The sequence below is a fragment of the Methylosinus sp. Ce-a6 genome, assembly GCF_009811655.1.
Lineage (GTDB): Bacteria > Pseudomonadota > Alphaproteobacteria > Rhizobiales > Beijerinckiaceae > Methylosinus.
This window is the reverse complement of sequence record NZ_BGJX01000058.1, coordinates 1-11,182: the sequence shown is the minus strand read 5'-3', so window position 1 is coordinate 11,182 and position 11,182 is coordinate 1. Positions and strand designations below refer to the sequence as shown.

The following is an 11,182-nucleotide window of genomic DNA, read 5'->3' as shown; positions in this document are numbered from 1 at the left end:
AAACCTTCGTCGTTCTGGCGTCGATCCAGATCGCAATCAGGCGGCTCGCGCGATAGTTGTCTTTTGAGTCAGGTTCTTAGCCGTTCTTATTCGTGATGATGCGTCGTCGGGCCGTGCGGCTCGCGGGCCGCACGGGGGCGTTCGGCTTTTTCACCGCTTCGAGGACCGCACTTTCTGGGACGCGTTGGAGGGATATGAGAGACCAGCGGGGCATGACGCCCCCATCGTTCACGGCCCGCCGGGCATGAGCAGGGCCGCCGGCAAGGAACAGAAAAGGTCGGCCTCGGGACAGGCGGCGGCGAAAGCGAGGCGCACGCGGCTCGCGGTCTCGATCACGCGGGCGGCGATCTTCAGCAGCCGCAGGCGCAGCGTCGAGAACTCGGCTTTCGCCAGATCGCGCGGAGCCGGAATGGCGTCGCGGACGCCGAGCATCAGCCAATAGGCGGCGGTGTGCAGGACGAGGCGAACCTGATTGGCGAGCGCCGAACGACACGAGGTTCGGTCGGAGCAAAGCTGCGTCTTGTGAAGCTTGATGAGGTTCTCCGCCTGTCCGCGCGCGCAGTAGAGACTGTCGTAGAGCCATTGCGGCGCGCCATATGGGAGATTGGTGACGACAAAGCGGATATCGAGGCCGAGCCGCGTCGCTTCGATGCGATCGCGCGCCGTTCCCTGTCCCAGGACTTGGCGCGATGGCGCGTCTCGGCATAGCCGCGCACGACGTCCTTGTCATCGAGGGCGCGCTCGACGCGGACAGCGTCCGCCGTCTCGTCGACTTTCTTGGACAGCGGCTTGGTTCCGGGAAGGCCGAAGACGTAATCGACGCCGTGATCTTCACACCAGGCCATCGCCTCGGGCCGCGCATAGTGCCCATCGCCGCGAAACAGGATGCGAGTGGTCGGCCAAGATTTGCGGATATGTCGGGTCAGCCGGCGCAGATGCGCTCTCACCTCGACGCCGGACGTAAGCGTCGTTTTCAGGCCACGGCCTCTTCGGGCATTTTCTTGATGTAGGCGAAGGGCAGAAGCTCGTCGATGCGGCTCATGGGGTGACGATCGACGATCTTTGAGAGGACGTCGGCGAGATAGGCCTGCGGATCGATTTCATTTCTCTTGCACGTCTCGACGAGTGAAGCGAGAACGGCCCAATGCTCGGCTCCGCCGTCTGAACCTGCAAAAAGATGATTTTTACGCCCGAGCCCAATCGGGCGCATGGTGCGTTCGACGGCGTTGGAGTCGATATCGACGCGGCCGTCGTCGAGGAAGAGGACAAGCCCGTCCATCGCGACAAGGCATAGCGAATGGCGACGGCGAGCGTGGATTTGCCCGAGATCGTCGCCGGTCTGGCCTCCAGCCACGGCTTCATCGCCGCGATGATCGTCTTGGCGCGGGCCTGGCGGGCGCTCTTGCGAGCTTCGGCGCTCTTGCTGTGAATGTCGCGCTCGATATCATAGAGAGCGCCGATGCGCGCGAGCATCTCTGCGGCGATCGGCGCGGGCGTCGCCGCCTGGATTTCGAAGAAGCGACGGCGCACATGCGCCCAACAAAAGGCGAGCGTGACATTGCCGCCTCTCGCCAAAGCCTCATAGGCGCCGTAGCCGTCGACCTGCAACAGGCCTTCGAAGCCGGTGAGATGAGCGGCGGGCCGTTCGTGCTTGCGGTCCGGCGCATAGATGTAAGCGACGCCGGGCGGCTCGGGTCCGTTCCAAGGCCGATCGTCGCGGGCATAGGCCCAGAATTGGCCGATCTTGGTTCGTCCTCGACCAGGATCGAGCACCGGCGCCGGCGTTTCGTCAGCGAAAAGCCGCATCGAGCTCTTCAGTGTTTCGAGCAGGCGCTCATGCACGGGCCGCAGCTCAAAGGCGGCGCGGCCGACCCAATCGGCGAGCGTCGAGCGATCGAGATCGACGCCCTGTCGCGCGTAAATCTGCGCCTGTTGATACAGCGGAAGATGATCGGCGTATTTGGAGATGACGACATGGGCGACGAGCGCCTCCGTCGGAACGCCGCCCTCGATCAGTCGCTCTTGCGCCTGCGCCTGCACGACCTCGCCCTCGCAGCTCCGGCAGGCGTATTTAGGACGGCGTGTGACGATGACCTTGAAGCGCGCTGGCGTCACGTCGAGCCGCTCGGACACGTCTTCGCCGATCACATGCCGCAATCCCTTGCAGCAGGGACAGCTCTTGTCGCCGATGTCGACGACGATCTCTTCACGGGGCAAATGCGCGGGAAGCGCGCCGCGATTGATCCGGCGCTTGCGTCGCGCTTCCTTCTGCTCGCCGGTCTGCTTCTTCTCAGCCTCCGCCGTTGCCGCAGCCAGCGTCTGCTCTGCGTCCTCGAGCATCAAGGCGAGCTGATCGGCGTCGATCTTCTCCGAGCGGGCGCCGAAGCGATGGCGCTGCAATTCCTCGATGATGGCGGTCAAGCACGCGATGTTCTGATCCGCCGCCGCGATCTCCCCGGCATGCTTTTCCCGCTCCGCGAGAAGCAGAGCGTGCAAAGCGTCAGGATCTGTCGGAAGAGAATCGGCGAAGCTCACGAAGCGCATGGAAGCGAAGGCGCATGTTGGCGCCCCGGGCAATGACGATAACGCGTCCGGGCCGGCGGAGATCGACGTCGTCGACCCTCGACACCCTTTGTACGGTCGGCGTTTCATCTTCGCCTCTGTAGTCAAGGAGCCGTGCACCGGGTTGTGTGCACCAGTAGAATGGCGATTCGGTCTCACGCTCCTTTTGCCAGTGAGCGTAACGAGTCTGCGGCCGCAGGAGGAGCGAGGCGCCAGGGCCACAAAGCTCAGCGTGGAAGCGCTGGAGGACTTGGTCGCAACCGCCGAAGGAAGCGAGGGCGAATGCCCGTCGAGCCTCGGGACGTCTGGCGCGGATTGCCGGCGGCAATCCGAAGATCAGTCGTCGACGATCTCTCTGTCGTCCTGCGGGAGATGAGCCATGGGATCGGAACTCGTCAGAGCGGGCCATCTCGAACGCAGAGCGATCGTCTATGTGCGGCAGTCGACGCCGAACCAAGTGCTCAACAATCAGGAAAGCCTGCGCCTTCAATATGGGCTGCGACAACGAGCGCACGAACTCGGATGGCGCGAGCCTGATATCGAGGTTATCGACTGCGACCTCGGTCTGAGCGGCGCCGCGGCGGCGCACCGAGCTGGATTCAAGGACCTCGTTGCACGGGTGACGCTTGGGGAAATCGGCATAATCCTCTCGATCGAGGTGACGCGCCTCGCGCGCAACTACTCGGATTGGTATCCGCTGCTCGATGTTTGCGGTCATCGCGAATGTCTGATCGCCGACCGCGATGGCGTCTACGATCCGGGCACGCCGAACGGCCGATTGCTTCTCGGCCTCAAGGGCACGATCTCCGAGCTCGAGTTGCACACGATCCGCGGGCGGCTGACGGCCGGCCTCCTAGCGAAAGCTCAACGGGGTGAGTTGGAGCAGATGCTCCCTGCGGGGCTGATACGGGACGCCAGCGGGGCCGTCGTCAAGGATCCGAACCGAGAAGTGCAGGAGAGGATTACGCTGGTGTTCGAATGCTTCCTTTCGGTGCGCACGGCCGCAAAGGTCGGGCGGACATTGGCGGCGCGGGGACTTACTCTGCCTCGACGCGACCGAAACGGAGATATCCGATGGCAACGTCCGACTCTTGCGAATGTGACAAGCATGTTGAAAAATCCGGCCTATGCCGGCGCCTTCGTCCGTGGTCGTTCGAAGCAACTTCCAGCCGCGCTGTCCGGTGGGCGAATAAAGCGCTCTCGCCCGTCGGGGACGGATTGGAAGATTCTGGTGAAGGACAAGTATCCGGCCTACGTCAGCTGGCGAACCTTTGAGCAGATCCAGTCGATGCTGCGCGACAATCGTGCAAGCGCTTCCGCGTCACGAACAGATGGAACAACGCGTCTGCGAACTTGCGACAGCCGGCTCTTATGACGATGAGATAGCTCGCATCCTGACGAGCGAGGGCCACCGCTCCCCGGGCCGAACGAACGAAGTTCTGCAAAGCACGGTGCGCAGCATTCGTCTTCATCATGGAATCAAGACAGCCAAGCCGCGGGGCCGGTGGCGAAAGGTCGAAAACTACCTCACGCTTTCCGAGATCGTGGAGAGACTCGGCGTTCCGAGGAAATGGTTCCAGACCCATCTCAGCCGCGGAACGCTCATTACCCGGAAGGAAGCATCGGGACGATACTTGTTTCCCGATACCGCTGAAGCGATGAGGTCTATCCGACAGCTTCGCAGTCACGTCGTGACGAAGGTCGATCTCATCGGAGGGTCAGCATGAAAACCAGGGGCATCACCAAAGGGGTTCGAGCAACGCGGAGAGCTGCCCCGGTGACAAACGCATCACGCCGTCCGAAATCGTCGGCCATCGAAAGGAGCAATGCTCCAGACGCTTCGTGACCAGCACGAGACCCGTGCCATCCCAGAACAGCAGCTTCAATCTATCGGCCCGCTTCGCGCGAAACACATAGATCACGCCGCCGTGAGGATCGTGCAAAAGCGTTTCCTTCACGATCGCCGAAAGACCGTCCATCCCCTTTCGGAAGTCTACGGGCTTCGTCGCGATCAAGACTTTCACATTGCTCGCCGGGACGATCATGACACGGCCTTCAAGATGCGCAAGGCCATCTTCAAGGTCGCGGCGTCCGCATTCGGCGGAACACGAACCAGCGCCGCGCCTATGACGATCTCGATCATCGCATGATCGTTCGCCATGGCGCTCGCGTTCGCCGCATCGACGACGACGCGCGCGAGCAGAGGGACGTTCAGGCCCGTCTGCGCCCGCCTGCCGCCGCGCCTCGCGCCGCCAACCGAATAGCTGCTGCGGCGTCACTCCATGCCGGCGAGCAATGTGCGAAACAACGGCGTCGGGAGCCAGCGTCTCTTCGACCATGCGCGCTTTCTCCGCGCGCGACCATGCTCGCCGCCGCCCGGTCCCTGTGATCAACTCGAGCCGCCGGACCGCTTTCGGTTCGAGCTTATCATCATGCGTATGCACAAGCCGATCTCCTTATCAGAGACCAAAGCCTCGCAAATCAAGCGAAAAATCGGAATGTAGGATCAAAACGACGCTTACCAAGGGGCGCGAGATTGGTTCGACCGGCTACGTCGGGGTAACCCTGAACTCTTCGCCCACTGGCCGCTATGTCGTGGCAAACGGCCGAACATCGGGAGCCACGTGAGTCGAGAGGTTCATACATGGTTCTGGGAACGCCCGGGGTGAAATTCCCCCGGGCAACTCGACATTGTTTCCCGTTCGCCGTCCCAAACGGGAAGGAATGGCGAGACCGACGATATGCGAGATATCGGCGAGCGCGATCTCCGCAAAGCGTCGGATAGGGAATTCCGCCGAGATCGAGCCGAGCACGGCAACGCCGCGTTCCTAGAGATGAAAATAGCGCATGGCGAAAGCGATGAGAGCCGCCGGCAGTTCGGGGCCGCGCCTTTGAATTGCTTCGTTCACGATGACGGCTGCTTACGTCCTCGCGAGGCGCGTAAGCGGCGAAGCGATCCAGAGCCGGCGCGCGGCCTGAATCGTTCCGTCAATGAAATGTCAGAATGCCCATTTCATCCCGGCGTAGACCGCCCGGCCATAGCCCGGATAGAAAGCCGCCGGATTGGATGCGCGCGCGTCGATGACCGTCGTCACATCGCTGATGTAATGGCGATCGGCGAGATTGCGCGCGTCTATGTAGAAGGTGAGCCCATAGGGCAGCTTCATGCCCGCCTGAACGCCGATCAGCACATAGCCGGGTGTCTGCAGTGTGTGCATATAATCGACGTAAGACCCTTCCGGAACCCAATCGAGCGAGGGTGCGATATAGAGCCCATCGGGCCGGAGGTAGGAGAGCGTGGTGCGCAGCACATGGCGCGGAACGCCGGCCAGCGGATTATTTCCGTAATTGGCGTCGCCGACGAAGCGGAAGTCGCTCCAGGTCCATATCTGCGAGAGCTTCAACAAATCGTCCGGCGCGGTGATATCGCGCCACAAATCGACGCCGGCGGCTAGCTCGACACCCTGATGCATCGTGCGCTTGGCGTTGAAGGTTGTCGCGGGAACGCCCGCACCAGGGTTCGTGCTGAATTTGAGCAGCTCGTCCCGCAGCTCGGAATGATAGAAAGTCACGTCCCAGGAGAAGCGATCCCATTTGCCGCGCGAGCCGATCTCGCCAGTCCAGGCCTTTTGCGACGCGAGCGGCGTGAAGGCGGCGCCCGGCGCCGGCGGGAAGAAGCCCTGCGTCAGATCGATGAAATCGGGAACGTCGCGGCTGCCGGTAAAATCGGCGAAGAATTGGATCTCCGGCGTCGGCTGGAACATCAGCCCCACCTTGGGAACGATCCCTCGATAATTCTTCTCCGTGTGGTTCGCGAGCGGCTCATAGGGAATGCCGCCGAGTACGGAATAGCGCCGATCGTCACTGAAGATTTTCGCGCCGAACATCAGAGCGAGCGGCGGCGCGATATAGAATCGATCATCGAAATAGGCTTCGAGATTGAGCGCGGCCATGCGGTTGTTGCGAATCTGCGCATCGAGCCCCGGGTTGATGAAGACGCCGCAGAAGCCGAAGCAGGAGCCGGCGGCGCCGAATTGCGCGAGCCCGTTAAAGGAATAGGGCGGAAAGGAAAAGGCCGCATTGGCGAAATTGGCCGGTATCGCGCCATAGGGATTGAATTTCGCACCATTGTAATTGGAGAACCAATTATCGGTGGAGCCACCGCCCCAGACGCGTCCGCCGACGGTCAGCTCGTTTCTGTGGCCGGCGATCTCAAATTTCGTCGTCAGCTTCGGAGCGAAGCCCCAGCTCTCGCCTTCCTGCTCGATGACGACGAAGATCGGATGATAAAGGTAATTGTGGATGAACCAGCTGTCGACGTCGATGCGGCCTACATCGGTCTCGAACGTCGTCTTGTTGGAGATGCGCTGGTTGCGGACATTGCGCTGCTGATCGGCGCCGAAGCCGTCCGCGCCGAAGCCGGCGACATAGGGCAGAGTCGCGAGCGTCGGATTTGTGCGAGCATCGTTCAGCGTCAGCGTGCCGGGCAGTTGCTGATTGGTGTCATAGACCCCGAAATAGAAGCGCGTCTCCATGTTGTTGGAGAAGCGATAGCCGACATTGCCGTTGATCTGCACATAGTCGGATTGCGAATGGGCGCGGAAGCCGTCCGAATGCGAGAAGGTTCCGTTGACGAGGAAATCGAGGTCGCCGATAACGCGCGAGACTTGCGCCTGTCCGCGAATCGAGCCGAAGCTGCCGCCGTCGATCGCGAGAATACTGGGCGCAAGCGCTGTGCGCGCCGTGGGTGACACGAAATTTATCGCGCCGCCCAATGTCGAGGAGCCGAAGGAGAGCGCGTTGCCGCCCTTATAGACCTCGATCGAGCGGAAATATTTCGGGTCGATCTCGTAGAAATCGCCGCCGCCATCGGCATAGTTCATCGGTATGCCGTCCTGCAGCAGCTCGAAGCCGCGTAGATGATAATCGCGCGTGAGGTTCGAGCCGCGCATGGAGAGGCGCAACTCCTGCCCATAGCGCGTGTCGACGAAGACGCCCGGAACGTCCTTCAGCGCGTCGCGCAGATCGGCGATATGGCGCGTCTGCATTTCCGGCGAGGCGGCGTCGACGAAAGCGACCGAGCCGACATTCTGCTCGACGCGGCGCTTTTGCTCCGCGACCGAGGGAACGGTCAGCGAGCCGTTCTGGGGCGCAGCGTTGGCGGAGCGCGAGTCGGAGCCGATGTCGATCGGCGGCAGCGCCGATTGCGCGAAGGCGGCGGGAGCAGCGAGAAGAAGCGCGCCGGCGGCAACGCCGCGCGAGAGAAACGTGCGATACATGGAATATCCCCTGAGACGGCGTCGAGCCGTTCGAAGCGGAAGCAGTGCGCGGCTTTCGCTGCGCTCGTCGTTTCGGTCAGGAGAAGCGGGGCGGCGCGCGTGATGACCAGGACGTCATCCAGCCGATCGGCGCATGTCGCGGTCGATCGGGGGCGGCTCGGATCGGCGTGGAGAAGGCGTCCGCGTGGAGCGCTGCGACGACGACCGAACCGATGACCGCATATCCGTCGCGCGCGCTCCATTCGCAGAACAGGCAGCAATGCGAATGAGAGCCTTCGCCGGCCGGCGCGGGGCGATGATCCTGCGTCGCGCAACCGGGCGCGGAGATGGCAACCGCGGATTCTGCGCGCGGCGCCGCGAGAGAGAATGGCGCGGCGACGAACAGCAATTGCAACAACAGCGGCAGGACAGCGAGCAGCGCGGCGAAGGCGCGCGAAGGGCGCGGCGACGCATGTCTCTCGGTTTTGGTCGTCCGCCTCGCCTGGATCATCCGCCTCTCGCGCCGAGCAAACCCGAATGCGATTCTGCTTTCGGTTTCCTGGTAACTGACCAAGTTATGCAACGCAAGCCGAGGCGGCGATTGGTCCGGACTAGATCGCGAGATTTCCGAGGACTGTGACCTGCGGGACACACTCGGCAATGTCCGAGGCGCAATCCCGCCGCGAAGGATTCGATCGCGGCGGTCGCGACATCCGGCTGTTCCACCGCAACGAAATGGCGAGCGCCGCGCAATGGCGCGACGGTGGGCGTCGGCGCATCGGCGAGCAGGCCGGCATAGAAGGCGCGGATATCGTCTTCGGCGCGGCCCGAAAGATAAGAGTCGGTCGCCGCCAGAGCGAGCAGGGACGCGGCGAGTCGCGAGAGTTCCGAGCGCCGATCGGCCGAGAGCATTTCGACGACAAAATCGGCGATCGCCGTCGGATCGCTGCGCGCCGCGCGCTCGGCGAAACGCTCCGCCTGCCAAGGATCGTTCATGCGCGCGGCGAGAAAGCCGCGCAGCGTCGCTTGAAAATCGCGCCGGATTGTGCCGACGCCAGCGGAAAATTGTTCAGCGAGGCGCTGCGCCGCGGCGCCGCGCGCTCGCGGCTCGGCGTCGGTCAGCGCGGAGACGGGATAGCCGTCCAGAGTGACCAGGCCGCCGAACGCTCCAGATGCGCGGCGGCGGTCTGCAGCGCGATGAAGGTGCCGAGGCTGTGGCCGGATGAGGATCGGCCGCTCCAGGCGGCGCTCCGCCACATAGGCGATATCGGAGGACACGCGCGCGATCATTGACGCTTCGATCGGTGGGCGGCCGTCGAAGCCCGGCAGCGTCAGCGCATGGATCGAGAAACGGGAAGAAAGACGCCGCGCGATCTCGTCCAGCGCTCACGCGCTGCAGGCGAGGCCCGGAATCAGGAGTACGGGATCGCCCGCGCCGCTCTCCTCGACGGCGTGAACGCCGAACTCCCGCGCGGTTCCGGCGAGGCCGGGGGCGGCCGCGTTGGTAGCGATGAGGCTCGCAATTCGTGATCAGCGCGCGTCTGGTCAGCGGCATATCAAGGAATCGGGCGATGGTGGGGGTCGAGCGGCGTGTGGCCGCCGGCGCTGTCCACCGCGACGACCCCGTCGAAGCGTGACATTCGCTCGGGCAAAGCGGGGGAGAGCCGGCGCTCGGCCGTCGCCCGCGAGGCCGCGAGCGCTTCGCCGGCGCAGAGCGAAATTTCCCATTTGCCGTAATTGCGGCGCAGCAGCGCGCGGCCGCCCTGCCCGCCCTGGGCCCGATCGGCGATGGCGATGTCTCCGTCGACGACAATCGGCTCGACAGCGAGCGGCGAGTCGGGACAGTCAAATGTCTGCTTAATTAGATGCTTCACCGCCGCTTCATCCTCATTGCCGCCCGCGACGTCGGCGCCGGCGCCGACGACGAGACAAAAAAGCGCCGCGCTCGATCCGCTTCGTGAAAAAAATCTCATCATGCTTCCCCATTCCGACCGTCAGAAATTATTGGTATATTACCAAATTACATTTGGTAAGCGCGACGAAAGTCGACACCAGGCGAAAGATGGCTGGGGCGAGGGGCGCATTGCCCAGCCGAGCGCGTTTTTGGTAGGGAGCCGCGTTGCCCGGAAAGATGTGAAGTGACCGCCGAAATCAGCGTCAGACAGCGAATATTGAATGCGGCGCTCGACATCGTCGAAAAAGACGGCGTCGAAGCGCTCACCCAGCCGCGCGTCGCCAAGGCCGCAGGCGTGCGGCAATCGCATCTCACTTATTATTTTCCGCGCAAGGCGGATCTCTTCGTCGCCCTTCTGCAGGCCTCCCACGGTCGCGCCGAGCGCGACGCCGCCGGCGGGGAGGGGGAGGATATGCTCGAGGCGCTGCGCAAACTGATGCTCGGTCGCGGACGGATGCGCTTCTTTCTCGCCATTGTGCTGGGGGCGAGCGAGGAGGAGGAGCTACGTCCGATCCTCGCCGCCCATGCGCAGGGGTTGACAAGCCGCGTCGCCGCCTATTTCGGGCGAGAGGCGGGTGATCCCGCCGCGGCGGGCTTTGTCGATCGGCTGCGCGGGCTCGGCCTGCGAGCGCTGCTCGAGCCGGGCCTCGCGGAGATCGACAGGGGCGAATTGGAGCGACTCGCTGCCGAATTCGGGCTGCGCCGCGCGAATCATACAGCTTGAACATTCGGCATCAATTTTTCTGAAGGTCGGCTCTCGTGTTCGAATGGCTCTGAATCACTCTTCCACGTTCGCGAACGGGAGGGGCGCGTCAGAAGCGGCGATTCAAGGGACCGACATATTCTGGCTCCCTTTGGTCCACGTCATTCCCGGAACCGAGCTTCATTCACGAATGGATCGCGCGTAGTCGACCCGTGATTGCCGTCAGAGGCCGAACGGACGACGCACTTCACCCACAGCTCGTCGGGTGCACTGTTCATTGCTACATCCCTGCATCTTCACCCGCACATCGACCCGCAGCCCACCGCCGGCGAGACGCTCGCCCACGGCCGCTGCGGCCGGCCAACTCACGCAATCGAAATACCGCAGCATCTCCGCCGAAATGAAGCGCGTGCGCGGCATAAACATGCCGGTCGCCCCGCGCCGGCTGGCCATGGATGAAGAATCGCTGCAGCGTCACCAAGCGCAGACTGTCCTTCGCTCGCGCCATCGCGACATAGAGCAGCCGGCGTTCCTCCTCTATCTCGGCTGCCGCGCCCGTCGCGAGATCGGAGGGGATGCAGCCGTCGACGGTGTGAAGCACGAAGACCGAACGCCACTCCTGGCCCTTAGAACCTGACTCAAAAGACAACTATCGCGCGAGCCGCCTGATTGCGATCTGGATCGACGCCAGAACGACGAAGGTTT

8 protein-coding genes and 3 pseudogenes are annotated in these 11,182 nt (G+C 63.1%); 2 read left to right on the top strand and 9 right to left on the bottom strand.

Translation table 11 applies throughout. The annotated features are described in order from the left end of the window. Positions 1 to 228: 228 nt before the first annotated feature. The 3 genes and pseudogenes from Mspo_RS18860 to Mspo_RS18855 form a co-directional block, all read right to left on the bottom strand. Positions 229 to 959 (bottom strand): annotated as a pseudogene (locus Mspo_RS18860) (IS1380 family transposase); the annotation flags it as partial. A 14-nt stretch (positions 960 to 973) separates the two neighbouring features. Then, positions 974 to 1,210: a transposase domain-containing protein gene (locus Mspo_RS20365; RefSeq protein ID WP_368854818.1), complete on the bottom strand. Its 237-nt coding sequence runs from the start codon at positions 1,208 to 1,210 to the stop codon at positions 974 to 976. Continuing rightward, positions 1,208 to 2,544 (bottom strand): annotated as a pseudogene (locus Mspo_RS18855) (IS66 family transposase); the annotation flags it as partial. The pseudogene Mspo_RS18855 and the gene Mspo_RS20365, both read right to left, overlap by 3 nt. 397 nt (positions 2,545 to 2,941) lie before the next feature. Here Mspo_RS18855 and Mspo_RS18850 point away from each other — a divergent pair. After that, a complete protein-coding gene (locus Mspo_RS18850; protein WP_159732745.1) occupies positions 2,942 to 3,937 on the top strand; it encodes a recombinase family protein in 996 nt (331 codons plus the stop codon). Between the two features lie 364 nt (positions 3,938 to 4,301). On the opposite strand, the gene tnpB is transcribed toward Mspo_RS18850, so the two are convergent. The 5 genes from tnpB to Mspo_RS18825 all read right to left on the bottom strand — a co-directional run bounded on the left by tnpB (position 4,302) and on the right by Mspo_RS18825 (position 9,793). After that, on the bottom strand, positions 4,302 to 5,006 hold the full coding sequence (tnpB, locus tag Mspo_RS18845) for an IS66 family insertion sequence element accessory protein TnpB (protein ID WP_256366382.1): 705 nt from the start codon (positions 5,004 to 5,006) through the stop codon (positions 4,302 to 4,304). Between the two features lie 555 nt (positions 5,007 to 5,561). Then, complete coding sequence (locus tag Mspo_RS18840; RefSeq protein ID WP_159732739.1) at positions 5,562 to 7,841, bottom strand: TonB-dependent receptor; 2,280 nt, start codon at positions 7,839 to 7,841, stop codon at positions 5,562 to 5,564. Positions 7,842 to 7,917: 76 nt separating this feature from the next. Then, entirely contained in the window at positions 7,918 to 8,331 is a 414-nt protein-coding gene (locus Mspo_RS18835; protein WP_159732736.1) for a hypothetical protein, read from the bottom strand. Further along, positions 8,328 to 9,110 carry a hypothetical protein gene (locus tag Mspo_RS18830; protein ID WP_159732733.1) on the bottom strand — a complete coding sequence of 261 codons (783 nt, stop codon included), beginning with the start codon at positions 9,108 to 9,110 and terminating at the stop codon, positions 8,328 to 8,330. Before Mspo_RS18830 ends, Mspo_RS18835 begins: the two co-directional genes overlap by 4 nt. 266 nt (positions 9,111 to 9,376) lie before the next feature. Next, a complete protein-coding gene (locus Mspo_RS18825; protein WP_159732730.1) occupies positions 9,377 to 9,793 on the bottom strand; it encodes a copper uptake system-associated protein in 417 nt (138 codons plus the stop codon). Positions 9,794 to 9,958: 165 nt separating this feature from the next. Between Mspo_RS18825 and Mspo_RS18820 the strand changes: the two genes are divergently transcribed. Beyond that, positions 9,959 to 10,498 carry a TetR/AcrR family transcriptional regulator gene (locus tag Mspo_RS18820; protein WP_159732727.1) on the top strand — a complete coding sequence of 180 codons (540 nt, stop codon included), beginning with the start codon at positions 9,959 to 9,961 and terminating at the stop codon, positions 10,496 to 10,498. A gap of 201 nt (positions 10,499 to 10,699) precedes the next feature. Here Mspo_RS18820 and Mspo_RS18815 read toward each other — a convergent pair. Continuing rightward, positions 10,700 to 11,105, bottom strand: a pseudogene (locus tag Mspo_RS18815) (3'-5' exonuclease); the annotation flags it as partial. Positions 11,106 to 11,182: the final 77 nt, after the last annotated feature.

Excerpts from the sequence above, each read along its gene's own strand:
- Mspo_RS18830 (WP_159732733.1), bottom strand. The coding sequence starts at position 9,110 with ATGATCGCGCGCGTGTCCTCCGATATCGCCTATGTGGCGGAGCGCCGC.
- Mspo_RS18850 (WP_159732745.1), top strand. The coding sequence starts at position 2,942 with ATGGGATCGGAACTCGTCAGAGCGGGCCATCTCGAACGCAGAGCGATC.
- Mspo_RS18835 (WP_159732736.1), bottom strand. The coding sequence starts at position 8,331 with ATGATCCAGGCGAGGCGGACGACCAAAACCGAGAGACATGCGTCGCCG.
- Mspo_RS20365 (WP_368854818.1), bottom strand. The coding sequence starts at position 1,210 with ATGCGCCCGATTGGGCTCGGGCGTAAAAATCATCTTTTTGCAGGTTCA.
- Mspo_RS18840 (WP_159732739.1), bottom strand. The coding sequence starts at position 7,841 with ATGTATCGCACGTTTCTCTCGCGCGGCGTTGCCGCCGGCGCGCTTCTT.
- Mspo_RS18825 (WP_159732730.1), bottom strand. The coding sequence starts at position 9,793 with ATGAGATTTTTTTCACGAAGCGGATCGAGCGCGGCGCTTTTTTGTCTC.